22 protein-coding genes are annotated in these 22,652 nt (G+C 65.7%); 6 read left to right on the forward strand and 16 right to left on the reverse strand.

Annotated elements, in window-relative coordinates:
• Positions 1-39: 39 nt before the first annotated feature.
• The 6 genes from Hhyl2_RS10025 to Hhyl2_RS10050 all read right to left on the reverse strand — a co-directional run bounded on the left by Hhyl2_RS10025 (position 40) and on the right by Hhyl2_RS10050 (position 3,401).
• The gene (locus Hhyl2_RS10025; RefSeq protein WP_483550636.1) at positions 40-447 is read right to left on the reverse strand and encodes a PIN domain-containing protein; all 408 of its coding nucleotides are present in this window, start codon (positions 445-447) and stop codon (positions 40-42) included.
• Positions 444-644 (reverse strand): DUF7557 family protein, encoded by a 201-nt coding sequence (locus Hhyl2_RS10030; RefSeq protein WP_483550637.1) that lies wholly within the window; start codon positions 642-644, stop codon positions 444-446. The genes Hhyl2_RS10025 and Hhyl2_RS10030 overlap by 4 nt, the downstream gene beginning before the upstream one ends.
• A 146-nt stretch (positions 645-790) precedes the next feature.
• Entirely contained in the window at positions 791-1,393 is a 603-nt protein-coding gene (locus tag Hhyl2_RS10035; protein WP_483550638.1) for a DUF7411 family protein, read from the reverse strand.
• Entirely contained in the window at positions 1,394-1,741 is a 348-nt protein-coding gene (locus tag Hhyl2_RS10040; protein WP_483550639.1) for a DNA-binding protein, read from the reverse strand.
• A gap of 101 nt (positions 1,742-1,842) precedes the next feature.
• Complete coding sequence (locus Hhyl2_RS10045; RefSeq protein ID WP_483550640.1) at positions 1,843-2,304, reverse strand: 30S ribosomal protein S19e; 462 nt, start codon at positions 2,302-2,304, stop codon at positions 1,843-1,845.
• A gap of 65 nt (positions 2,305-2,369) precedes the next feature.
• Positions 2,370-3,401, reverse strand: a complete 1,032-nt coding sequence (locus tag Hhyl2_RS10050; RefSeq protein ID WP_483550641.1) for a lysylphosphatidylglycerol synthase transmembrane domain-containing protein — start codon at positions 3,399-3,401, stop codon at positions 2,370-2,372.
• Between the two features lie 81 nt (positions 3,402-3,482).
• Between Hhyl2_RS10050 and thiL the strand changes: the two genes are divergently transcribed.
• Positions 3,483-4,349 (forward strand): thiamine-phosphate kinase, encoded by an 867-nt coding sequence (gene thiL, locus Hhyl2_RS10055; protein ID WP_483550642.1) that lies wholly within the window; start codon positions 3,483-3,485, stop codon positions 4,347-4,349.
• Here thiL and Hhyl2_RS10060 read toward each other — a convergent pair.
• The 3 genes from Hhyl2_RS10060 to Hhyl2_RS10070 all read right to left on the reverse strand — a co-directional run bounded on the left by Hhyl2_RS10060 (position 4,346) and on the right by Hhyl2_RS10070 (position 6,263).
• A complete protein-coding gene (locus Hhyl2_RS10060; RefSeq protein ID WP_483550643.1) occupies positions 4,346-4,477 on the reverse strand; it encodes a hypothetical protein in 132 nt (43 codons plus the stop codon). The two genes, thiL and Hhyl2_RS10060, sit on opposite strands and share 4 nt — an antisense overlap.
• Positions 4,478-4,689: 212 nt before the next feature.
• Positions 4,690-5,886 carry a site-2 protease family protein gene (locus tag Hhyl2_RS10065; protein WP_483550644.1) on the reverse strand — a complete coding sequence of 399 codons (1,197 nt, stop codon included), beginning with the start codon at positions 5,884-5,886 and terminating at the stop codon, positions 4,690-4,692.
• Positions 5,887-6,014: 128 nt separating this feature from the next.
• Entirely contained in the window at positions 6,015-6,263 is a 249-nt protein-coding gene (locus Hhyl2_RS10070; protein ID WP_483550645.1) for a DUF7123 family protein, read from the reverse strand.
• Between the two features lie 348 nt (positions 6,264-6,611).
• Between Hhyl2_RS10070 and pyrH the strand changes: the two genes are divergently transcribed.
• The 4 genes from pyrH to argS all read left to right on the forward strand — a co-directional run bounded on the left by pyrH (position 6,612) and on the right by argS (position 12,798).
• On the forward strand, positions 6,612-7,298 hold the full coding sequence (pyrH, locus tag Hhyl2_RS10075; RefSeq protein WP_483550646.1) for a UMP kinase: 687 nt from the start codon (positions 6,612-6,614) through the stop codon (positions 7,296-7,298).
• 1 nt (position 7,299) lies between these two features.
• Positions 7,300-8,946: a lysine--tRNA ligase gene (lysS, locus tag Hhyl2_RS10080; protein WP_483550647.1), complete on the forward strand. Its 1,647-nt coding sequence runs from the start codon at positions 7,300-7,302 to the stop codon at positions 8,944-8,946.
• 311 nt (positions 8,947-9,257) lie between these two features.
• On the forward strand, positions 9,258-11,015 hold the full coding sequence (locus tag Hhyl2_RS10085; RefSeq protein WP_483550648.1) for a site-2 protease family protein: 1,758 nt from the start codon (positions 9,258-9,260) through the stop codon (positions 11,013-11,015).
• 46 nt (positions 11,016-11,061) lie between these two features.
• A complete protein-coding gene (gene argS / locus Hhyl2_RS10090; protein WP_483550649.1) occupies positions 11,062-12,798 on the forward strand; it encodes an arginine--tRNA ligase in 1,737 nt (578 codons plus the stop codon).
• A gap of 30 nt (positions 12,799-12,828) precedes the next feature.
• Here argS and Hhyl2_RS10095 read toward each other — a convergent pair whose 3' ends face one another.
• Positions 12,829-13,650: a MinD/ParA family ATP-binding protein gene (locus Hhyl2_RS10095; protein WP_483550650.1), complete on the reverse strand. Its 822-nt coding sequence runs from the start codon at positions 13,648-13,650 to the stop codon at positions 12,829-12,831.
• Between the two features lie 391 nt (positions 13,651-14,041).
• Here Hhyl2_RS10095 and prf1 point away from each other — a divergent pair, with 391 nt between their 5' ends.
• Positions 14,042-15,292, forward strand: a complete 1,251-nt coding sequence (gene prf1 / locus Hhyl2_RS10100) for a peptide chain release factor aRF-1 (RefSeq protein ID WP_483550651.1) — start codon at positions 14,042-14,044, stop codon at positions 15,290-15,292.
• A gap of 10 nt (positions 15,293-15,302) precedes the next feature.
• On the opposite strand, the gene Hhyl2_RS10105 is transcribed toward prf1, so the two are convergent.
• From Hhyl2_RS10105 to Hhyl2_RS10130, 6 genes are all read right to left on the reverse strand, one after another.
• On the reverse strand, positions 15,303-15,695 hold the full coding sequence (locus Hhyl2_RS10105; RefSeq protein ID WP_483550652.1) for a DUF6276 family protein: 393 nt from the start codon (positions 15,693-15,695) through the stop codon (positions 15,303-15,305).
• A 44-nt stretch (positions 15,696-15,739) separates the two neighbouring features.
• A complete protein-coding gene (locus tag Hhyl2_RS10110) occupies positions 15,740-17,257 on the reverse strand; it encodes an RAD55 family ATPase (protein WP_483550653.1) in 1,518 nt (505 codons plus the stop codon).
• Positions 17,258-17,420: 163 nt separating this feature from the next.
• Entirely contained in the window at positions 17,421-18,113 is a 693-nt protein-coding gene (locus tag Hhyl2_RS10115; RefSeq protein WP_483550655.1) for a V-type ATP synthase subunit D, read from the reverse strand.
• A gap of 480 nt (positions 18,114-18,593) precedes the next feature.
• Positions 18,594-19,346, reverse strand: a complete 753-nt coding sequence (locus tag Hhyl2_RS10120) for a bacteriorhodopsin (RefSeq protein WP_483550656.1) — start codon at positions 19,344-19,346, stop codon at positions 18,594-18,596.
• A gap of 124 nt (positions 19,347-19,470) precedes the next feature.
• On the reverse strand, positions 19,471-20,889 hold the full coding sequence (locus tag Hhyl2_RS10125; protein ID WP_483550657.1) for an ATP synthase subunit B: 1,419 nt from the start codon (positions 20,887-20,889) through the stop codon (positions 19,471-19,473).
• 1 nt (position 20,890) lies between these two features.
• The gene (locus Hhyl2_RS10130; protein ID WP_483550658.1) at positions 20,891-22,651 is read right to left on the reverse strand and encodes an ATP synthase subunit A; all 1,761 of its coding nucleotides are present in this window, start codon (positions 22,649-22,651) and stop codon (positions 20,891-20,893) included.
• Between the last annotated feature and the right edge of the window lies 1 nt (position 22,652).

Genomic DNA, 22,652 nt, shown 5'->3' on the forward strand with positions numbered 1-22,652 from the left:
TCGAGAAGTCGGCCGCCGGGCCGATATCTGGCCACCCGATCAACTGGAATCCTGATTGGAGCCGAGTCTCCGGACGGAAAGTAGTTCCTGGAGACCCTCTACATCGAAGTCAGCGTCGGAGACGACCAGTTCTCTCCCTTCGGATCGCGCTGTCGCCGCGATCATGAGGTCGCGTGGCGACAGTGGGTCGCCGGATTCGAGAAGACGACTCTGTATCCGGGCGGCCTCGAACGCCTCCTCCTCCGAGAAATCGAGCGCGGCGACCCGTCCGAAGTTCGCACGCGCCCCGACGAGGTCGGTGTCACCGCTCGCGAACACCTCACCTGCCAGCACTTCGTAGATACAGATACTAGAGGTTACCAGGACTGGTTGCGCATCGACGAACTCGACGACTGCTTCGACACCATCGAGGTAGTCGATGATAACCGATGAATCGAGAACCGTCACTGCTCGAAGCTCTGTCGGGAGCGCTCGATCGCTTCACGGGCCTTCTCGGCTTTGTCAGTTCCGCTCCACGCACCAGCATTCATGCCCGACCCCTCGGTCGCCAGTCTGTCGAGGAACTCGTCCCAGCTCTCGTCCTCACGCTTCAGCCTCGCTAGTTTCTGCTTCGTCTCGTCGGAGACGCGAATCGACGTGCTCATGTGCATACGTTGCGTATGCGGGCGGAAGTAGTTTGAGGTGCCCGGCACCGCTGGATGGGACGACCCGAACCGGTGGATTCTGAACGGGCTCTCGCCTGTCAGGAACGCTCCAGTACGTGCCAGCGGGAACGATCCACGGCCGACCGCTACTCTGCCAGTCCGCGCACTCGGGACTGGGTGTGGTCGGGGAACACCTCGTCGACGGCACCCTCGCCGTAGCGCTCGGCCAGCAGCGCCCGGAGTTCGACCTCGTAGTCCGCCTTCGGGATCTCGGCGCTGGGGCCGGTCTCGACGACGAGTTTCTGGGCGGCCATGCCGTCGATGGCACCGCGGCCGATACCCGACAGCGGCGCGAGGTAGTCGACACCGAAGCGGTCCTCGACGCTCTGTGCGAACGGTCGCTCGATTGTCGGGACACGGTCGTCGCGGCGGGTCCCGTCGGCGATGGCGTCGATATCGAGGTCCTCGGCCCGTTCTGCCAGCGACTCGACGGCGTGTTCGTGGACCTGCTGGATAGCGTTGCGCGGGAAGCCGTCGGCGTCCAGTCGGTCGACCGCCTCGTCGGCGACCGCGTGGTCGAGGTCCAGCGTGCGGTGGTCGAAGCCGACGGCGGCGGCCGCCTCGCCGGCCGGGTCGGGGTCGACGACGCCGAAGGTGCCACTGACCAGTGTCACGTCGTAGAAGGGGTCGAGCAACAACGCCGCCAGCGTCGAGTCCTTGCCCGCGCTGTAGAGCAACCCACAGCGCATCTACCGGCGCTTGATGTCGAAGCTCTTGGAGTCGGGTGTCAGCTCCTGGAGGAGCTGTTTCATCTTCTCCTCGTCGATCTGACCCTGGATGCGGCCGCTCTGGGCCAGCGCGACGACCTGCTGTTCGATCTGCTCGCCCACGTCGGGTTTGGACATCTTGACCGTGTTGAGTCGCTTGCGGGCACCGTCCGAGAGGTGCTGGCGCAGGATGGCCTTCTTCTGGGCGTCGGCCTGTTGCTGGGCGGCCTGCTGGGCCTCGGCGTCCTCACCCTCCTGCTGTTCTTTGAGCTGTTCCATCTTCTTTTTCCGGAGCTCGTCGAGCTCCTCCTCGCTGGGGTCGCCACTCATGACTACTGGGAACTACTGTCGTCGCGGGGAAAATCATTTCGGAGCGCGAGACAGTCACAGCGCCAGTCCGACCGCTGTCCGGTCGGGAGAGAAGAGACGCTCTAGGCGTACCGTTCGAGTTCCGGGCGGTCGAGATCCTCGATGACCTCGCCGGCGGTGTCGTCGAGCAGGCTCTGGCCGTCACCGGTGATACGGCGGCCGTCGCTCTCGCTGGTCTCGACGTAGCCGGCCTCCTCCAGCTGCTGGAGGACGGTCCGGATGACGTTGCCCGAACCCTGGGCCTTCTGCTTGGGCCGGACGCGGTAGCGCGTCGTGCCCTGTTTGGAGCTGCCGTACTCGCTGCGGAGGCTGTTGACGCCGACCGGCCCGTCGACGGCGACCTTCCGGAGCAGGCTGGCGGCGCGTCGCTGCCAGAAGTCGTCCTGCTCGGGCGGGAGTTCGCGGTCGACGCCGGTCTTGGCGACGACGGCCCAGTCGGGCTGTTCGATCTCGTCCTCGTCGGCGAGTTTCTCCGTGAGCGCCTCGATGAGCTCCTCGGGGGGAGCATCGTAGAGTGTCGTCATTGGGCCATGATTCCCGTTGCCGTCATTTAAGCGCATCGTTCGCGTCGCCGGGACGTGAACGGCTCTCACCCGCCTGCCGTCGCCCGGTCGGCACCCAGCGCGGTCGCCACGCCGGCGCCGACCAGCGTCGGGAGCCAGTAGGTCGCTCCCCGATGGATGAGGACGGCAGAGGTCGCGAGTACCAGCGTCGCGGGCGTCGTCGAGACCAGCATGGTCACGAGCACCGTCTCGATAGCGCCGGACCCGCCGGGCAGCGGGGTGACGCTGGCGATGGAACCGACCGGAACGACGAGCAGGACCGGCGCGACCGGGACCGAGAGGCCGACGGCGTACAGCGACACCCACAGCGAGGCGACCAGACAGCCCCAGCCGAGTGCCGAGAACGCCAGCGTCCGGGCGAGCATCCGGCGGTCGCCGGCGACGCGGTCGATGGCGGCGAAAAAGCCCTCGATACGGCGCTCGATGCCCGCCGTCGACGGCGGCGACCGCCGTGGAACGACCCGACCGAGAAACTGTAAGAGGGGCGTAAACAGCCGGACTACCCCCGCTTCGAGTTCGTACCGGTAGCGCCACCCGAGATACGCGCCGACCGGCAACCCGACGGTCAGAACCGCCACCGCGACGGCGGCGAACACGAGGTTCCGACCGAGTCGGACGGCGCCGGCGGCGACGAAGGTGAACCCGACGACGGCGTAGAACAGCGACGGGACGAAGTGGATGGTGTCGACGCTGGCGATCGCCGCGAGCCCGGTCTCGTACTCGCTGTCGGCGGCGGTCGAGATGAGCAGCGCGCTCAGTGGCTCGCCACCGGCCTGCCCGAACGGCGTGACGTTGTTCGAGAAGATGGCACCGGCAAACACGAGCACGGCAGTGTGGGCCGGGACCGGGACGTCGAGAGCGTGCAGGACCGTCCACAGCGCCAGCCCCCACGCGGTGAGCCAGGCGGCGGCGATACCGAGGACGAGCGCCAGCCCGGCCGGGTCAGCCCGCGTGAGCGCCCTGACCGTCTCGTCGACGCCGACGAGCCAGATCAGGACCCCAAGGACGACGAGCGCGCCGGTAAATCCGACTACCGTCGCCCACCGGTTGTCGTCCATGTACAGGTCGTCGGGTGTCTGTGGCTTGAACCCACCGACAGATACCGCGACCGTTTTCCACCCCGGCACCGAGGGGCCGGTATGGACGAGCAGGCCGCACTCGCCGTACTCGGAAACCGGCTCCCGGCCGCTGGTGACGACTGCGCCGTCGTCGACGGACAGGTGCTGACGACGGACATGCTCCACGAGACGACCGATTTCCCGGACGGGACGACCCGGTATACCGCCGGCTGGCGGGCGGTCGGCGCCTCTCTCTCGGACGTCGCAGCGATGGGCGCAACGGCGACCGCCGCGGTAGCAGTCTATGCTGCCCCGGCGTTCGACGAGGACGACCTCCTGTCGTTCGTCGATGGCGCCAGCGACGTCTGTGACCGCGTCGACGCGGAGTACGTCGGCGGCGACCTGGACGACCACCGGGAGTTCACCGTGGCGACGACAGCGCTCGGGCGGACCGACGAGCCGGTTCGCCGTTCGGGCGCCAGCCCCGGCGAAGCGGTCTGTGTGACCGGGACACTGGGCCGATCGGGTGCCGCCCTGGAACTGTTCGCCCACGGCGACACCGAGCGAGCCAACGAGCTGTTCAGATTCGAACCACGCGTGCGGGCGGGGACGGCACTCGCCCCCCACGCGACGGCGATGCTGGACTCCAGTGACGGACTCGCCCGCTCACTCCACCAGTTGTGTACGGCAAGCGACTGTGGAGTCGCCATCGAGTCACCGCTCCCCATCGACGACGCCGTCGACGCGGTCGCGGCCGGCGAACAGGCGCGGCTCGAACTCGGCGTCTTCTTCGGCGAGGACTTCGAACTCGTCTGTACGATCCCGGAGGCAGAACTCTCGGCGGCGCGGGCGGCCGTCCCGTGTTCGCTGACGCGCATCGGGACGACCACACCAGACGGCATCACGCTCGATGGTGAGCCACTTGCCGACCGCGGCTACTCACACTAGTCGTGGTCGTGCGCGGCGAGCGTCGTCGTGACCAGTCGAACGGCCTCCGCAGCGGCGCTGGCCCGCTCCTCGTAGCTCAGTTCGTCGTCCTTCCGCGGGCAGGTAGGGTGGGATGGGCGGGGCGTCATCGTGTACGAACCCCTTACTCCCGGCCGGGCATATAGGGGCCAGTCCGTTCCGTTCTCTTCGCGTCGGTTCACTCGTTTCACACTGGAAAGCCGGGATTTTACGCTATCGGCGGACGCGAAACGAAGGTTACAGAGCAGGATAGACCGTTCAAAGACGGCGCTGGGCCCGCCGCTACGGTCGTCCACCCGGGAATCTAACGCGCCGAGTAGTATCAGGTCGCTGTGACGATTTCGAACGGGACCGGGGTGAAACAGGCCAGTCCGAGAGCAAACGTCACCACGCCGAGGGCCACGCGACGCCGGTCGAGCGACTCGTCGACGGTCGGCCGCGCCGGGCCAGCGTAGGCGAAGCCGGTCGAGAGCAGCCCCCAGAACACCCACAGCGTCCACACACCGAGCCCGACCGGCGGCGGATCGCGGGTGAGATAGAGGAACCCGGCCAGCGCGAACAGTCCACCGGGGACCGCAGCCGCCACCGTCTCCTGGCGCTGGCCGACGATGGCGCGGACGATGTGGCCGCCGTCGAGCTGGCCGACCGGTAGCAGATTCAGGAACGTGAAGAACATCCCCGCCCACCCGGCGAAGACGATCGGGTGGAGCGACTCGCCCGGCCCGACGGTCGTCCGAAGTCCAGCAGCGGCGACCAGCGCGTCCAGTCCCTGCAACAGCAGCGGGTCGTGGAAGTTGATCGCGTACCCGGAGTCGCTGTTGAGCACCGCCTCCGGGACGGTGATCGGGTCCAGTGTGAGACCGACGAGGGTGACGACGGCCGTCGCGACCAGCCCCGCGAGCGGGCCGGCGACGCCGATGTCGAACAGCGCTCGCCGGCTGGGAATGCGACCGCGGATGTTGATGACCGCTCCCATCGTCCCCAGCAGCGACGGGAACGGGATGAAGAACGGCAGTGTCACGTCCACACCGTGGTAGCGAGCCGCCACGTAGTGGCCCAGTTCGTGGATGCCCAGCACCCCCAGCATCGCGACGACGAAGGGCCAGGCCTCGAAGATACGGGCTGGCGACTCCGAGACGGGAATGTAGTACCACTGCGTCGCGCCCACGTAGAGCGTGGACGCGACGGTCGCGATCAGGAGGCCGACGTTCAGCCAGGGGATGCCCCCGGACGACGATTCGGCCGGCTCTGCGACGAGAACGTAGGCCCGTCCACCGGTCGTCGGGACGCGGTGCTCGGCCGGTGAATCCGCCCGAGAGGGAGTCTCCGAGCGCTGTTCGAGCCGCAGGTCGTAGCCGCGCTGTCCGAACAGCGTCCGGAGTTCGTCGACGACAGCGTCGGGCGGGACGAGCGGGTCACCGATGTACCGTACCGTCCCGTCGTCGCGCTCGACCGACCAGACCTGGAACACGGCGGCCAGGGCACTGGGCGGTGGCGGACTGTCGTCGGCGTGACTCATCGATTCGGAATAACGTGGCCGGACATTAATACTCCGCGCTCACCGTCGGCTCGGAGTGGTGCGGTTGTGCACCCGAAACCGGGGCACGAGAGAGACGGTTCAGAGCGGGTTCGGTGACAGAACGTGGGTTACGCTGGCTCGACGCGCCACGTCGTCGCACTCGTGTACGACCACTTTTCGACCTGGATCTCGGATGCACTCTCCTTGAGCTTGACCATCAGGGCGCCGATCTCCTTGGGTGAGAGACCGACCTCCTCTGCGATGAACTTGCTCTTGAAATACATCTCACCGTCTGCGGCCTTCTCTGCGAGGAAGGACTTGAGGCGCTCTTCTTTGGAGGGCTCTTCCTCACTGGAGGGCGTTACGGTTGTGCTCATGTGTGTGACCTCGCTCAACGCTTGTGCTGCTGGGAGTATATAAAGGAAGGAAGCTTCGCGTCGATTCGGCTCCGTTTAGCAAAAATAGTGTGAAACGGACATTTTACGACTGTTTTAGAACCGCTTAGAAATTTTATAACGCATTCTGAGATTGTATTCTCTATCCCCGGCCAGGCCTTTATTTCGCCACATACCCTACCGGTATCAGTTCGTTCTCACACGCAAAGGATGAAATTGTTGCCGATAATTATCGAGACGGAACGGATGCTTCCCGTGCATCTCCCCAAGCCACAGCGGGGCGAGTGGGCTTGACAATCCTTAATAGCGACTCGTGGCTACGCCGGGGCAATGAAAGTCGTCGTCTCCGTAGGCGGGAGCGTCCTGGCCCCGGATCTCGAATCCGACCGGGTCGCTGCGTATGCCGACGCGCTCCAGTCACTCGACGAACAGGGTCACACACTCGGAACCGTCGTCGGCGGTGGGCCGACCGCCCGGCGGTATATCCGTTCGGCACGCGCACTTGGCGCCAACGAGATCGAACTCGACCAGCTCGGCATCGCCGTTACGCGGCTGAACGGCCGGCTGCTCATCGCCGCACTCGACGACCGGGCCGCATCCACGCCAGCCGAGAGCTACGAGGCTGGGCGGGAAGCCATCCGGCGTGGAGATATCCCCGTGCTCGGGGGTGTGGTCGCGGCACAGACCACCGACGCCGTCGCCGCGGCCTTCGCCGAGTACGTCGATGCCGACCTCCTCGTGTACGCGACGTCGGTCGCCGGCGTCTACGACGCGGACCCGAAGGAGGACCCGGACGCGACTCGCTTCGACGAACTGCCGGCGAACGAACTCGTCGACGTCATCGCCGACATGGAGATGGACGCCGGGAGCAACGCTCCCGTCGACCTCCTGGCGGCGAAGGTCATCCAGCGGTCCGGCATCCGGACGGTCGTGCTGGACGGCACCGACCCCGAACGCGTCGTCCGCGCGGTCCAGGACGACGAGTTCGACGGCACCGAAGTGCTCCCGGAGGACTGAGATGGCCGAAGATCCATACGCGGTCGGTAGCGGCGGCGACCGGGCGTTCTGGGCCGACGCCGTCGCCGACACCATCGAGGCACGGAACCCAGAAGATCCTATCGTCATCAAGGGCGGCGTCTCCCCCTCCGGCGTGCCTCACATCGGTCACTTCAACGAGATCATGCGGGGCTACTTCGTCGCCGAGGCACTGCGTGACCGCGGCCACGAGGTCCGGCAGGTGTTCACCGCCGACGACAAGGACCGCCTGCGGAAGGTGCCCCGGCAACTGGCGGACCTGGAGTGGAACGTCGTCGGCCTCGGCGAGGTCGACGCGGGCGCGCTCGGGCGGAACCTCGGGAAGCCCTACACCGACATCCCGGATCCCTTCGGCTGCTGTGACTCCTACGGCGCGCACTTCACGAACCTCCTGAAAAAGAGCGCCGAGCTGGTCGACGTCGACGTCGAGTTCGTCTCGAACACCGACCTGTACGAAGACGGCGCGTTCGAGGCCGTCACCCGGCGGGTGCTCGAACGGGCCGACCGCGCTCGCGAGGTACTGGCCGAGTACCAGAACAAGGTCGACGACGACTACGTCCCCTTCCTCCCGCAGTGTGCCGAGTGCGGGAAACTCACCGAGGGAGTCACGGAGGTCGATCTGGACGCCGGCGAAGTCAGCTACGTCTGTGAGGACGTCGAGGCCGGCGACCAGACCATCGAGGGCTGTGGCCACGAGGGGACAGCGACGCTCCGGGAGGGGAAACTCCCGTGGCGCTTCGAGTGGCCCGCACAGTGGGAGATTCTCGGAGTGGACTTCGAGCCCTTCGGCAAGGACCACGCAGAGGGGTCCTGGCCCTCGGGCGAGGATATCGCCGAGAACGTCCTGGACATCCAGCCACCGGTCCCGATGGTCTACGAGTGGTTCACGCTCGACGGCGAACCGCTCTCCTCCTCGTCGGGCAACGTCATCACCGTCGACGAGGTCCTGGAGATCCTCGAACCGGAGGTCTTCAAGTACTTCTTCGTGAAGAACCCCCGCAAGCAGCGGGACTTCTCGGTCGAGCACGCCGACCAGCTCGTCGACGAGTTCGACCGATTCGAGGCGCTGTACTTCGGCGAACGCGACCCGCGCGACGAGGCCGAACAGGAGGTCGCCGACCGCGCGTACCCGATGGTCGTCCCCGACCCCGACCCCGACCCCGAGCGGGTCCGCATCCCATACACCTTCGCCGCGGTGCTGGGGATGACCGACGACCCCGACCTCCGCGAGGAGATCGCCCGCCGGGAGGGCCACATCTCCGAGGACGCCCCCGAGTGGGCCGTCGATGGCGCTCTCGCCCGTGTCGAGCGAGCGCGAAACTGGGCCCGCCGGACGGGCAACGCCTTCGACTACGAACTCAAGCGCGCCGAGATCCCTGCCCACGACTTCGACGCGGCGACCGAGGCGGCGCTCGACGAACTGGCCGACTTCGTCGCGGAAGGTCACGACGGCGAGACCATCCAAGGCGAGATCTACGAGACCGCCAAGCGCCACGACGTCCCCGTCGGCGACTTCTTCGCCGCCGGCTACCGCCTGCTGTTCGACGACACCGAGGGCCCACAGCTGGGCACCTTCATCGCCAAGCTCGACCAGGAGTTCGTCGTGAAGCGGTTGCGACGCGAGGCGTAAGCAGCCGTCGAGCGGGCGCGGTGCGGTCTATCGGGCAGTCGCGGGGCAGTTTGCCCGTGGCAGTCCGGGTTTTGCCGAGTCGTCGCGGTGCCGTTGGCCGGGAGCGGCCTCTGTGCCGCGACCTGGGGAAGGGCAGGGCTGGCACAGAGTATCCGGCGAGCGAAGCGAGCCGGTTCACCGGACGCGAGGCGTTGCCGAGCGTCCGGCCTTTTTCGCCCACGTTTTTGCAAGCGGGGGTCGCCCCGCGACCCCCCGCAGCAAAAAGGTGGAAGGGTAACCCTCTTGCGTTGCTGGGCCCAGAATCAGGGTACATGGTAAGCACGCTGACGTGGGTACTCGCGGGCCTCGTCGCCTACACGCTGGCGGCGATGGCGCTGCGGGCACGCGGGGTGATCCCCGAGTACGTCCGGTTCAGCGGCCCGATCACCACGATCCATACCCAGAAGGGGAAGGTGATCCTGGACCGGCTGGCCCGCCCGAAACGGTTCTGGCGAGCCTGGGGGAACCTCGGGCTGGGGCTGGCGCTGGTCGTGATGGTCGGCTCGTTCGCCATGGTGGTCTTTGGCGCCTACCAGGCCATCGTCAACCCACAACCCTCCGCCCTGAACGAACCGCGGAACGCGCTGGCGATCCCGGGTGTCAACGACTTCCTCCCGCTGTCGGTCGCACCCGAGATCGTCCTGGGACTGTTGCTCGGCCTCGTCGTCCACGAGGGCGGCCACGGTCTGTTCTGTCGCGTCGAGAACATCGACATCGAGTCGATGGGGCTGGCGATGTTGGCGATCATCCCCATCGGCGCGTTCGTCCAGCCCGACGAGGAAGAACTGCTCCACGCCGACCGGGGCGCACAGACGCGGATGTTCGCCGCCGGCGTCACGAACAACTTCGCGCTGGCGCTGGTGGCACTACTCTTGCTGTTCGGGCCGATATCGGGGGCCATCGCCGTCGTCGACGGCGTCCCCGTCGGTGGGACGCTCCAAGGGACACCCGCCGACGAGGCCGGTATCGGCTCCGGCGACGTCATCACCGCTGTCGAGGGCCAGCCGGTCTCGAACGGGAGCGAACTCGACGCCGTCCTCGCGGAGACCGACGCCAGTTCCGTCTCGGTGTCGCTCAAGGACGGCGACGCGGTCACCGTCGACCGGGCCGTCGTCGTCGACAGCGCCGTCCAGAGCGCGCCGGTCGAGACCGGCGAGACCATCACGGCCGTCAACGGGACCGCAGTGTCGACGAGCGCGGCGTTCGAGCGAGCGGCCCGTAACACCACAGTCGCGACCATCGAGACCGCGGAGGGGCGATCGGTGACGATGCCCATCGGCGCCTACGTGCTGGTCCAGCCCGACGGGCCACTCGACAACGCCAGTGGGCCGGCCCGTGAGGCCGTCATCGTCACGTCCTTCGACGGCCAGCGAACCCACGATCCGGCCACACTGGGAACCGCCCTCTCCGAAGCCGACCCCGGCCAACAGGTCGAGATCGTCGGCTACGTCGAGGGCGAGCGCCGGACCTTCCAGGTGACGCTCGGTGGCACCGACCAGGCCCGACTGGGGATCACGCCCCTCGCCGGCATCAGCGGCGTGACGACCAACGATTTCGGTATCGACGAGTACCCCGCAGCGGCGTTCCTGGAGTTCCTCGGCGGCTCGCCGGAGGACCCCTCGGCCGTGCGTGACTTCTCGTTCACCCAGCGGATCTTCGGGGCGATCATCCTGCCCTTTATCGGCGTCGCCGGCGGCTTCGGCTACAACTTCGCCGGCTTCACCGGCATCGCGACGAACTTCTACACCGTCGAAGGGCCACTCGCGGCCCTGGGCACGACACCGGTCTTCTTGCTGGCGAACGTCCTGTTCTGGACCGGCTGGATCAACGTCGTCATCGGCCAGTTCAACTGCGTGCCGACGTTCCCGTTGGACGGCGGGCACATCCTGCGGACCACGACGGAGTCGTTCGTCTCCCGGCTCCCGGTGCCCGACCGCCGACAGCTCACCACCGCGGTCACGATCACCGTCACCATCTCGATGATCGGCGGCCTGCTGTTGATGATCTTCGGGCCGCGGCTGTTCGCCTGAGGGGGCTTTCGTTAGCCATTTACTCCCCGCCGCGAAAGCCGGGCGTATGTTCCTGCAGCTACGCGCGGAAGCCGCCGACGCGCTGGCGGCCGCGCTCGCCGATCTTGACCTCCCGACCGACGACCTCGGGATCGAGGAGCCACCGGCGGACGTCGACGCCGTCCTGGCGTCCAGCGCCGCCTTCCGGTTGGCCGGGGAGGTCGGTGCACCGCCGCCGGCCGTCGCGGCCGACATCGCCGACGCCATCGACGTCTCGGCGTTGACCTACGTCAGCGAGGTTGCGACACAGGGGCCGTACGTGAACTTCCTGCCCAGCGACGCCTACTTCGCGGAGACGCTTGACGCCGCTATCGAGGACGGCTACGGGCGGCTTCCCGACCAGGACGAGAGCGTCGTCGTCGAGCACACGTCGGCGAACCCGACCGGCCCGGTCCACGTGGGCCGTGCCCGCAACCCGATCATCGGCGACGCCGTCGCACGTGTGCTCGACTACGCCGGCTACGACGTCGACCGCCACTACTACGTCAACGACGCCGGCCGCCAGATCGCCGTGTTCACGTGGGCCTACGAGACCTTCGACGAGGACGACCTGCCCGAGCCCGAGCGGGACTCCCCGGAGTACGAGATGGTCCGGTACTACCGCAAAGGGAACTCCTTCCTGGAAGACGAGGACCCCGAGACCGTCGAGGACGCCGAGGCCGAGATACAGGCGATCCTCCAGGGCCTCGAAGACGGCGACGAGGAGACCTACGAACGCGTCGCCGAGGTCGTCGACACAGTCCTAGGCGGGATGCGCCGGACGCTCGAACGTCTCCCCGCGGCGTTCGACGAGTTCGTCAAGGAAACTCAGTTCATGCGCGACGGCTCGACCGACGACCTGATCGACCGCCTGCAGGACCTGGACTGTGCGGTCTACGAGGACGACGCCTGGCAACTCGACCTCCCCGATTTCGAGAAGAACCTCGTGTTCCTGCGCTCGGACGGGACCTCGCTGTACACGACGCGTGATCTGGCCCACCACGAGTGGAAGTTCGACAACTACGACCGCGCGGTGACGGTACTCGGCGAGGACCACAAGCTCCAGGCCGACCAGCTCTCGGCCGCGCTGGAGCTGCTGGGCAACGACACCGACCAGCTCCGCCAGGTGTTCTACTCGTGGGTCAACCTCCCCGAAGGTGGGATGAGCACCCGCGAGGGGACCGGCATCGACCTCGACGACCTGCTCGACGAGGCCATCGACCGCGCCCGTGCGGAGGTCGAGTCCCGTCTCGACGACCGCACACGGGGCGACCTGGACGAGGACGACATCGAGCGCATCGCCCACCAGGTCGGCATCGGCGCGGTCCGGTACGACATCGTCTCGAAACAGCCGACCAAGGGCATCACCTTCGAGTGGGACCGGGCGCTGGACTTCGAGGCCCAGTCGGCGCCGTACGTCCAGTACGTCCACGCGCGCTGCTGTGGCATCCTCGACGAGGCCGACGAGATCCCCGACGAGCCGGAGTTCGACGCGCTGACCGAATCCGAGGAACGGGACCTCCTCCGTGTCATCGCCCGGTTCCCGGCAGTCATCGAGGGTGCTGCGGAGGACCTCCAGCCCCACACCGTCGCGACGTACACCCGGGACATCGCCGAGACGTTCAACGCCTTCTACCGCGAGTGTCCGGTACTCGACGCCGAGCCGGAGACGCGGGCCGCACGGCTGGCGCTGGTCGCCGCCGCGCGCAGGACCGTCGCGAACGCACTCGACGCGGTCGGTGTCGAGGCGCCGACGTCGATGTGATCGGCCTCGGAGAAACGAAACGCCCCGTTGTCAGTTGAACAGGCCGAAGACGCCCCCGCCGGAGTCGTCGTCCTCTGTGTCCGTGTCCGGGTCCCCTTCTCCGTCGGTGAACCAGCTGTCGTCGACGATGGTATCGACGTCCTCCTCGACGGTCTCGTCGTGGAACCACAGCCCCTCTAGCGCCGTCGTCAGCCGTTTGAACGCGTCGGCCGCCGAGCTGTCGGGGGCGTTGAGCACGAGCGGTTCCTCCGTCGTCGCCTGCGGATCGTCCGGAATCACGGCCAACAGTGGGAAATCGAACTGTTCTGTGATCGCTGCCACGTCGGTGTGGCGCGTCACGCGGTTGATGATGGCGCCGATGACGTTCCCGTCGATACGATCGGCCAGTTGGGCGGTCTTGACGGTATCACCGACCGCGACGTCGTCGGGGGTCGTCACGAGGACGATGCCATCTGCGAGCCCCAGCGGCACTGCGACCTCGTGGCTCAGGCCCGCACCGGTGTCGATCAGCACCACGTCGTAGGCGTTTCGCAGCGTCTTGATCACCTTCCGGAGCTTGGCCGGGTCCGCGTCGGCGAACGCCTCCAGGGACTGCTCGCCGGGGATGACCGTCAGCCCGCCGGGGGCGTCGGTGAGTGCCTCGCTCACCGCGCCGTCGCCGGCCAGGATCTCGTGGAGGCTCCGTTCGGGCTCGACCGACAGCATCGCACCGAGGTTCGCCATCCCGAGGTCCGCGTCTACGACGGCGACGTCGTATCCCATCTCCTGCAGGGACGACCCGACGTTGACCGCGGTCGTCGTCTTCCCGACGCCTCCCTTTCCGCCCGCAATCGTACACACGTACCCCGACATGATCTGGTTGCTTGTCCACAGGAATGACAGTCATATAAAACCGGCTGTCGCGGGCCTCGGTGACATGCCGACAAGACGGCCCGATCCACCTGTCTATCGGCCACCAGTTCGGTTCACACAGCCGGCGATTCTCGCGGTACTCGAATCGCCCGGCTGTTCCGCGGGTCACTTCGTTCCCCACGTCACTTCGAGGGCCGCTCCCTTTGGTCGGGCTCTTGCTGCTCGCGGCTCCCGACGGTCGCCGCTCGACGTATCGAGACCCCTCCCTTTGGTCGGGCTCTCGCTGCTCACGGCTCCCGTCGGTCGCCGTTCGCACGTACGGCGATTCTCGCGTTGCTCGAATCGCCCGCCTGTCAACAGGTTCTTACACCACCTCGGCCAACAGGTAGTAATGAGCGAGCAGGAACAGGAGCAGTCGGACAAACAGAAATACGAGTTCCGGAAGGTCATCGAGGAACTCAAGGGGTATCGGGGATCAGGGACACAGCTCGTCTCGATCTACGTCCCCGAGGACAAGCTCCTCAGCGACGTCGTCGCCCACGTCACCCAGGAGCACTCCGAGGCCTCGAACATCAAGTCCAAGGACACCCGCACGGCCGTCCAGGACGCACTGACCTCGATCAAGGACCGACTTCGCTACTACGACAGCTCCCCGGAGAACGGGATGGTGCTGTTCTCGGGCGCGATCGATCAGGGCGGTGGCCGGACGGACATGGTGACGAAAGTCCTCGAATCGCCGCCGGACCCGATCCAGTCGTTCCGCTACCACTGTGACGCAGAGTTCCTCACCGAGCCATTAGAGGAGATGCTGGCCGACAAGGGACTGTTCGGCCTCATCGTGCTCGACCGGCGCGAAGCCAACGTCGGCTGGCTCAAGGGCAAGCGCGTCGAACCCGTCAAGTCCGCGTCGTCGCTGGTCCCCGGCAAACAGCGGAAAGGTGGCCAGTCCGCACAGCGGTTCGCCCGCCTTCGTCTGGAGGCTATCGACAACTTCTACCAGGAAGTCGCCGGGATGGCCAACGACCTGATGGTCGACTCCCGTCACGAGATGGACGGCGTGCTGGTCGGTGGGCCCTCACCGACGAAAGACGAGTTCCTCGACGGCGACTACCTCCACCACGAACTACAGGACATGGTGCTGGGGAAGTTCGACGTCGCCTACACCGACGAGTCCGGCCTGTACGACCTCGTCGACGCCGCCGACGAGGTGCTGGCCCAGCACGAGATCCTCCAGGACAAGCAGGTCATGGAGGAGTTCTTCAAGCAACTCCACGACGGCGACAAGGCGACCTACGGCTTCGACCAGACCCGCCAGAACCTCAACATGGGCGCCGTCGACCAGCTGCTCATCTCCGAGGACCTCCGGAAGGACGTCGTCATCTACACCTGCGAGAACGGCCACGACGAGTACGAACTCGTCAACAGCAACGCCGAGACCGGGGCCCACGACTGCACCCGGTGTTCGGCGACCGTCGACGCCGAGGACGCCGAGCGCGAGGACGCCATCGACCACCTGATGGAACTGGCCGACCAGCGAGGCTCCGAGACCGTCTTCGTCTCGACGGACTTCGAGAAGGGCGAACAGCTCCTGACCGCCTTCGGTGGCGTCGCCGGTCTGCTACGGTACTCTACAGGCGTCTAAGGACGTTTTCTCATAGCAACTGTTCGAGCTGTCGCCGGCGGCTCGCCAGGTCGACGTGCGCGCTGGACCCGAAACTGTCCGCCAGCCGGTCGACGACCAGCAGCGGGTCGGTCCCCGCTCGTTCGGCGCGTTCGAGCAACGCCGTGATCTCGGTCCGGTTGACCGCCAGCGAGTCCAGCAGGCCCACGAGCAAGACAACGGGTAGTGCAGCGTCGGGATTCGATGGGATGGCGTCGTTCAGCGTCGTCAGGTCCGGCGTCTCGGCGGGCGGGTTCTCGTCGGGTCGCATCGCCAGACAGTCACGACAGACACTGACACCCGGCGCGTCTCCCCGGAGGTACTCACGGAGGTCGGACGGAACGGGGATCGATAGCTGCTCGCCGCCACACTCGGGACAGGACATACCGGAGGTCCGTGCGCTGGTGGCAAGAACGCTGTGGCGACAGGTTACTCGAAGGCGACGTAGGGAGCCGTCGACGGAAAGTCGACGATCTTCGCGTCACCGATCTGGCCGGTGAGGCTCTTGTCCAGATGGGCGAACGTCAGTCCGTCGGCCTCCTGACTGAACCTGATCACCTGCGGTGCGATATCGTAGAGGAACTCGCGGACGTCGTCGTTGTCCTTGCGGTTGTTGGTCAGACAGGTGATGACATCGTTCTCGTCGACGAGTCCGGCCGCCGTCTGTCGCCAGACCGCCTTCGTATCTTCGAGCGTGAAGAAGTCCATCGGCGCTTCGATGTCGACGAGGGTCCACCACGCCCCCTCGCGTCGGGACCGTACCTCCGCCAGGATGCCGAAGTAGTCCTCCCTGGTCATCGATTCCTCGAACTTGTAGACGTTCTCCGAGAGCAGATCCGAACGTTCGCTGCCACAGATGGCGAACAGCCGATCGGCCTCCATCAGTGATTCGACGGTCTCATCCCCCCAGAGGTACCGGTTCAGGGTCTCGCAGGTCCATTCCGGCGGGGCGACGAGCAGGACGTTGACCTGCTCCTCGACGGCCTGGTTGAGCAGGGCTGCAGTCATCACGTCGATGTCGGCCCTGCCGTCGTGTTCGACGACCGTCGGGGCCCCCTTCGGCAGACCGCCACCGAGCAGGTCGTCCAGTCCTTCGACACCCGTCGGCTGGACATCGTGGGGGTTCATCGCTCTGTCACGGGTTCGGTTCCGGGGATAGAGACGGACCCCGTACTCGGTATCGATACTCAGATTGTATCGGCGCGTGTCGTGGTCGATCCCGCGCATCTTCTCGACACGCAGGTACCGCTTGGACGACCCAGCGACCGGCTCACGTTTGAGCGTGACGACCCCGTGGGTGTTGTACCGGAGGAGGTTCCGGTCGTCGACGGCAGCCTCGGCGGTGAACAGCGAGGTAGCCCCGAGCGTATCCGAGAACAGACGAATCAGATCCAGCAGGGCCCGTCGGAACACCGCGTACTCCGTCGTCATCGTCGAGAGCCCGGAGACACTGTCGAGAACGACCCGATCACAGTCGCCCGCACGGGCCAGGTACTGGCGGATGTTCGACCCGTTGAACGAAACCTGGTGTTCGTCGATGGCAGCACCGCCCTCCAGTGTCCGCAGGACGAACCCCTCTCCGGCATCACCGAACCGTCTGCTGATACTGTTACCCGCGAAGTTCTCGGTCGGTTGCCCGGTCTGGACGTGCAACGACATGACCGTCAGGTTCTCGTGGTCGATATCGTAGGAGAACGATCGGAACGCATCGGCGACCTCGGCCTTGGTCTGTTCGGTGCTGACGAACAGGCAGTCGTCACCGCTGTCGAGGCCGGCCTGGAGGAACTGCATCGCGAGTGTCGTCTTGCCGGTCCCCGGCTCACCCTCGACGAGGACCGACCGCTGCCGTGGATACCCGCCGTCGAGGATCCGATCTAGCTGTTCGAGACCTGTCGGAACCTGTCCGGCCGACTCCACGTCGCTGACCCCGTCTGTGTGCGAAGACATCTATGCCCGTGTGCGGTCGTCGAAGTATAAATCCCTAGTACAATTCACGGTGAAAACATAGTAGAGCGATAGAAAGCGTGTGCGGACCCCGTTCTCACCGTTTCGGACGGGGAACCGGTAGAAATCCAACGGATGGGTCGCGAAAAGACGACGAACGACCAGTTCAGTCGTCGGCAGTGACCGCTTCGAGTGCCTCGTCCTCTTCCTCGGCCGCTTCGAGTTCGTCCTCCTCGGCCTCCTTCTTGGCCTTGATCTTCTTCATGCGGAAGATCTCCTCGCGTTCCTGTTCTTCGAGTTTCTGCTCGATGTACTCCTTGTTGTCGTACAGATCGGGCAGGAGTTTGAACTCCAGCGCGTTGACACGGCGCTTGGTAGTCTCGATCTCTTCGAGCATCTTCTTCATCGCCGTCTCGACCTCGGCCGCGAGGATGATGTTCTCCAGCAGTTCCTCGTAGGCGTCGGCGGCCTCGTCGATGCGAGCGGAGGTCCCCATCACGCCGTAGCCACGCTCGTCGAGGGACTTCTGGACCTTGCTGGACTCGATCTGTGGGACGACCACACCCATGATGTTCTTCGACTGGGTCGTCAGTTCGGGGTGTTCCTTGAGTGCCGCGGCGGCCCCGCGGACGGCGACGTCACCCTCCATCGCACGGGCCATGTCGATCGCGTGCTGTGCGCGCTCGTAGGAGTCGTCCAGATCGTCACGGACGTCCTGTGCCTGGTCCAGAATGTCCATGAACTCCATGATGAGCCCGTCACGCTTCTTCTCCAGCGTGTCGTGGCCACGCTCGGATAGCTCGATGCGGTCCTCGATCTGCATCAAGTTCTTGCGCGTGGGCTTGACGTCCTTAGCCATTACCCGTCCGTTTCGGGCCGAGCCAGTTAATCGTTTTCAGTCGCTCCGGCAGTAGTGTTTGTTTTTACAGCCGCAAGTTCTGAGAGCCAGAAAGCCCCCGCGTTCTCGGCTCCCGCGGCTCGCTGTCGTCCGAAAGGCGCTGCGCGCCTTTCGTGATCACGAGAGAGCTTTGCTCTCTCGAACGACGCTCCAGCAGGTGCTTGCTTCGCCGGGATTCGCCGAGAACGAGGCCCCTTTCAGTCCCACCCGTAGCCGGTTGGGCAGCTGGCATGGGTGGGACTGAAAGGGGCGGCTGGCTCCGGGAAGGCGGCCGACGCAAGGACCGCAACGTAGTAAGGATCGCAGCGAGGCCCCCGACTGGAGCCAGCCGGGGCTTTCTGGCTGTGCAGAGTTCTATCCTCGTCACTAAACGCTACTCTCGCTAGCCACACACACGAAAAAATCCGCACCGCAATCGATCGCAAGGTCGATCCCCGAACGTCAGTCGTCCGCCGGCGTCGCGGCACCCGTCGCCTGCTTGGCACCGTCGAGGACGGTGTGGCTCCGCAGCAGGATGATCCCGAAGCCGACCTTCGCGACCAGGTCGATGACCATGAAGCCGGCCGTCTCGACGAAGATGCCGGTCAGCGCGAGGCCCTCGGTCCCGATCAGCCACCAGACCGGGTAGATGAGCCACACCACGGTCACGAGGTTACGCAACGTCTTGAACGTGCTCTGTGTGTCGCTCGGCAAGTCGCTGACCCGGCCCGACAGCGAACTGAACAGGAAGTACAGCAACACGAGCAGGAACGCCGTGCTGATGCCCCACCAGACCAGTCGTTCGGCGCCCGCCGCCAGGACGCCGCTGCCGGCCGACAGCGTCGCGACGACCCCCGTCCCGATCATCAGGACGTCGAGGCTGACCAGCGAGGCGATGGTATTACGATCCGCGCCGGCCAGCAACCCGAGGTCGTACAGCAACAACGGCGTCGTGAACAGCCAGTCCGTGTACCGCGCCCAGTAGATGGGCGCCTCCGGATCGTTCGGCAATTCGATGATCGTCAAGCCGAACCCCAGCGCCATCGCGAGGTAGTTCACGAAGGCGATCGCTGTTATCAGTATCGTGGCGATGTAGAACTTCTGTCGCCGCTCGTCTGTCTCTCCCCAGCCCCGGGCGATGAAGTACACCATCCCGAGGAACATGCCGGCTGTACCGAGCCATAGCCATATCGACTCCGATCCTGGTTGTGGCATAGTGCAGCTAAACTTTAGGCTGGACAAGCAAAGTTACATATACCCAAATGATTGGGTATGAACTCGCTCGCCAGCAGTAAGTAAAGGAAAACGGACAAAAGCTGCGTATCCCGAACGATCCGGTTCAGGCCTCTGCTTCGACGGCCTCTGCAGTCTCGTCCTCGCGGTAGTGCTCCTCGATGAGCTCCTCGTCGATGCGGTTGAGCGCATCCTTCGGGAGCATCGAGAGCAGGTCCCAGCCGAGTTCGAGCGTCTCGTCGATATCCCGATCGGTGTCGAAGCCCTGGTCGACGAACTCGTCCTCGAAGCGGTCCGCGAAGTCCAGATACTTGTTGTCCAGTTCCGACAGCGCCTCGCGGCCGACGATGTTCACGAGGTCGCGCAGGTCCTCACCTTCCGCGTAGGCGGCGAAGATCTGGTCTTTGACGTCGGCGTGGTCGGCGCGGGTCAGACCCTCGCCGATACCGTCGTCCATCAGCCGCGAGAGGCTCGGCAGGACGTTGATCGGCGGCTGGACACCCTGGCTGTTGAGGTCCCGATCGATGTAGATCTGGCCCTCGGTGATGTATCCCGTCAGGTCCGGGATCGGGTGGGTGTCGTCGTCGCCGGGCATCGTCAGGATCGGAATCTGGGTCACAGACCCGGCACGGCCCTCGATACGACCGGCACGCTCGTAGAGCTGTGCGAGGTCGGTGTACATGTACCCGGGGTAGCCACGGCGGCCCGGGACCTCCTCGCGTGCGGCACCGATCTCGCGCAGTGCCTCACAGTAGTTGGTCATGTCCGTCAGGATGACCAGCACGTGGTAGTCCTTCTCGAAGGCCAGGTACTCGGCGGTCGTGAGCGCCAGCCGCGGCGTGATGGTCCGCTCGACGGCCGGGTCGTCCGCGAGGTTCATGAAGACGACCGAGCGTTCCAGCGCGCCGGTGCGCTCGAAGTCGTCCATGAACTCGTTTGCCTCCTCTGCCGTGATCCCCATCGCGCCGAAGATCACTGCGAACTCCGACCCCTCGTCGTCGTCGCCCTCTTCCTCTTCAGGCACGCTTGCCTGCCGGGCGATCTGGAGCGCCAGATCGTTGTGGGGCAGCCCCGACGCCGAGAAGATCGGTAGCTTCTGGCCGCGCACGAGCGTGTTCATGCCGTCGATGGCGGAGACGCCCGTCTGGATGAACTCCTCGGGATACTCGCGCGAGAATGGGTTGATCGCCGCGCCGACGATGTCCTGGCGCTCGTCGGGGACGATCTCGGGGCCGCCGTCGATGGGCTGGCCGGTCCCGTCGAGCACCCGCCCGAGGAGGTCCTCGGTAACGGGCATCTTCATCGTCTCGCCGAGGAAGCGAACGGAGGCATCGCGGTCGATACCTTCGGTCCCCTCGAACACCTGGATGGCGACGTAGTCGCTGGCCGATTCGAGCACCTGGCCACGGCGGGTCTCGCCGTCGCCGATCTCGATCTCGACGATCTCGTCGTAGCCGACGGGTTCGTCGGTCTCGACGAAGACCAGCGGTCCGCTGATCTCTGTGATTGTCTGATACTCTTTCATTTTAGTACATCTCCCGGATCTCGGAGGTGATGTCGTCCTCTAGGTCGTCGATATACTCGTTGTAGTCTTCCTGGACGCCGATACGGTTGAGCCGCGGTGCGGCGTCGATGTCGGTGATCTCCTCGACGGGGACACCGGCGTCGAGCGCCTCGAAGGCCGCGTCGTTGTACGTCTTGATGGCGTCCATGATGCGGTAGGTCTTCTCGGGCTCACAGTAGGTGTCCGTCGGGTGGAACGCGTTCTGCTGGAGCCACGCCTCGCGCAGGTAGCGTGCGATCTCCAGGGTGAGCTGCTGGTCCTCGGGCAGGGCGTCCTTCCCGACGAGCTGGACGATCTCCTGGAGTTCGGCCTCCTCGTCCAGCGTGTCGATCGCCCACTGGCGCGTCTCGGGCCAGTCGTCCCGGACGTTCTCGACGAACCACGGGTCGAGCTGGTCCCGGTACAGCGAGTACGACTCGTTCCAGTTGATCGAGGGGAAGTGGCGCCGTTCCGCGAGGTCGGCGTCCAGTGCCCAGAACGTCTTGACGATACGCAGCGTGTTCTGGGTCACCGGCTCCGAGAAGTCCCCGCCGGGCGGCGAGACGGCCCCGATGACCGACACGGAGCCCTCGGTGTCGTTGATGTTCTGGAAGTAACCTGCGCGCTCGTAGAACTCCGAGAGGCGCGCCGAGAGGTACGCGGGGTACCCCTCCTCGCCGGGCATCTCCTCCAGTCGGGAGGAGATCTCCCGCATGGCCTCGGCCCACCGCGAGGTGGAGTCGGCCATCAGCGCCACGTCGTACCCCATGTCGCGGAAGTACTCCGCGATGGTGATCCCCGTGTACACACAGGACTCACGCGCCGCGACGGGCATGTTCGACGTGTTCGCGATGAGGCAGGTCCGGTCCATCAGGGCGTTGCCCGTGATGGGGTCTTCAAGCTCCGGGAAGTCCTCGATCACTTCGGTCATCTCGTTGCCACGCTCGCCACAGCCGACGTAGACGACGATGTCCGCGTCGGCCCACTTGGCGAGCTGGTGCTGTGTGACCGTCTTCCCGGACCCGAACGGGCCGGGGATGGCCGCGGTCCCACCCTTCGCGATGGGGAACAGACCGTCCAGCACGCGCTGGCCCGAGATGAGCGGCTCGGTCGGGGTCTCCTTCTCCTCGGCCGGGCGCTGGCTGCGGACAGGCCACTCCTGGCGCATCTGGATCTCCTCGCCGTTGGCCAGCTCGACGACCGTCTCCTCGACGGTGAAGTTGCCGGACTCGGTCGAGGACACCTCGCCACCCTCGTAATCTGGCGGAACCATCACTTTGTGGTCGATACTGGGCGTCTCCGGGACCGTCCCGACGATGTCACCGGGCTCGACCTCGTCGCCGGCCGAGACTTCCGGATTGAACTCCCAGGTCTTCTCCAGGTCGATCCCCGGCGCGTCGACCCCACGGTCGAGGTACGCCGAGTTCATCTTCTCTTCGAGGACGTCGAGCGGGCGCTGGACGCCGTCGTAGATGGCGTCGAGCATGCCCGGCCCGAGGTCCACGGAGAGGGGCGAGCCCGTCCCTTCGACGGGTTCGCCCGGGGAGACACCGCTCGTCTCCTCGTACACCTGGATGGTTGTGATGTTGCCTTCGATCTCGATGACCTCGCCCATCAGCCCTTCCGAACCGACGTAGACGACGTCGTTCATCCGGGCGTCGAGGTCCCGAGCCGTTACGACCGGTCCGGAGACGCTTTCGATGATGCCGTCCTCGCGGACGTCTGCTTCTGTTGCTTGACTCATT

The organism is Haloarcula sp. H-hyl2 (genome assembly GCF_056934385.1).

Excerpts from the sequence above, each read along its gene's own strand:
- Hhyl2_RS10065 (WP_483550644.1), bottom strand. The coding sequence starts at position 5,886 with ATGAGTCACGCCGACGACAGTCCGCCACCGCCCAGTGCCCTGGCCGCC.
- Hhyl2_RS10030 (WP_483550637.1), bottom strand. The coding sequence starts at position 644 with ATGAGCACGTCGATTCGCGTCTCCGACGAGACGAAGCAGAAACTAGCG.
- prf1 (WP_483550651.1), top strand. The coding sequence starts at position 14,042 with ATGAGCGAGCAGGAACAGGAGCAGTCGGACAAACAGAAATACGAGTTC.
- Hhyl2_RS10120 (WP_483550656.1), bottom strand. The coding sequence starts at position 19,346 with ATGCCACAACCAGGATCGGAGTCGATATGGCTATGGCTCGGTACAGCC.
- lysS (WP_483550647.1), top strand. The coding sequence starts at position 7,300 with ATGGCCGAAGATCCATACGCGGTCGGTAGCGGCGGCGACCGGGCGTTC.
- Hhyl2_RS10060 (WP_483550643.1), bottom strand. The coding sequence starts at position 4,477 with ATGACGCCCCGCCCATCCCACCCTACCTGCCCGCGGAAGGACGACGAA.
- thiL (WP_483550642.1), top strand. The coding sequence starts at position 3,483 with ATGGACGAGCAGGCCGCACTCGCCGTACTCGGAAACCGGCTCCCGGCC.
- Hhyl2_RS10125 (WP_483550657.1), bottom strand. The coding sequence starts at position 20,889 with ATGAAAGAGTATCAGACAATCACAGAGATCAGCGGACCGCTGGTCTTC.
- pyrH (WP_483550646.1), top strand. The coding sequence starts at position 6,612 with ATGAAAGTCGTCGTCTCCGTAGGCGGGAGCGTCCTGGCCCCGGATCTC.
- argS (WP_483550649.1), top strand. The coding sequence starts at position 11,062 with ATGTTCCTGCAGCTACGCGCGGAAGCCGCCGACGCGCTGGCGGCCGCG.
- Hhyl2_RS10115 (WP_483550655.1), bottom strand. The coding sequence starts at position 18,113 with ATGGCTAAGGACGTCAAGCCCACGCGCAAGAACTTGATGCAGATCGAG.
- Hhyl2_RS10045 (WP_483550640.1), bottom strand. The coding sequence starts at position 2,304 with ATGACGACACTCTACGATGCTCCCCCCGAGGAGCTCATCGAGGCGCTC.
- Hhyl2_RS10070 (WP_483550645.1), bottom strand. The coding sequence starts at position 6,263 with ATGAGCACAACCGTAACGCCCTCCAGTGAGGAAGAGCCCTCCAAAGAA.
- Hhyl2_RS10040 (WP_483550639.1), bottom strand. The coding sequence starts at position 1,741 with ATGAGTGGCGACCCCAGCGAGGAGGAGCTCGACGAGCTCCGGAAAAAG.
- Hhyl2_RS10110 (WP_483550653.1), bottom strand. The coding sequence starts at position 17,257 with ATGTCTTCGCACACAGACGGGGTCAGCGACGTGGAGTCGGCCGGACAG.
- Hhyl2_RS10050 (WP_483550641.1), bottom strand. The coding sequence starts at position 3,401 with ATGGACGACAACCGGTGGGCGACGGTAGTCGGATTTACCGGCGCGCTC.
- Hhyl2_RS10095 (WP_483550650.1), bottom strand. The coding sequence starts at position 13,650 with ATGTCGGGGTACGTGTGTACGATTGCGGGCGGAAAGGGAGGCGTCGGG.
- Hhyl2_RS10105 (WP_483550652.1), bottom strand. The coding sequence starts at position 15,695 with ATGTCCTGTCCCGAGTGTGGCGGCGAGCAGCTATCGATCCCCGTTCCG.
- Hhyl2_RS10130 (WP_483550658.1), bottom strand. The coding sequence starts at position 22,651 with ATGAGTCAAGCAACAGAAGCAGACGTCCGCGAGGACGGCATCATCGAA.
- Hhyl2_RS10035 (WP_483550638.1), bottom strand. The coding sequence starts at position 1,393 with ATGCGCTGTGGGTTGCTCTACAGCGCGGGCAAGGACTCGACGCTGGCG.
- Hhyl2_RS10085 (WP_483550648.1), top strand. The coding sequence starts at position 9,258 with ATGGTAAGCACGCTGACGTGGGTACTCGCGGGCCTCGTCGCCTACACG.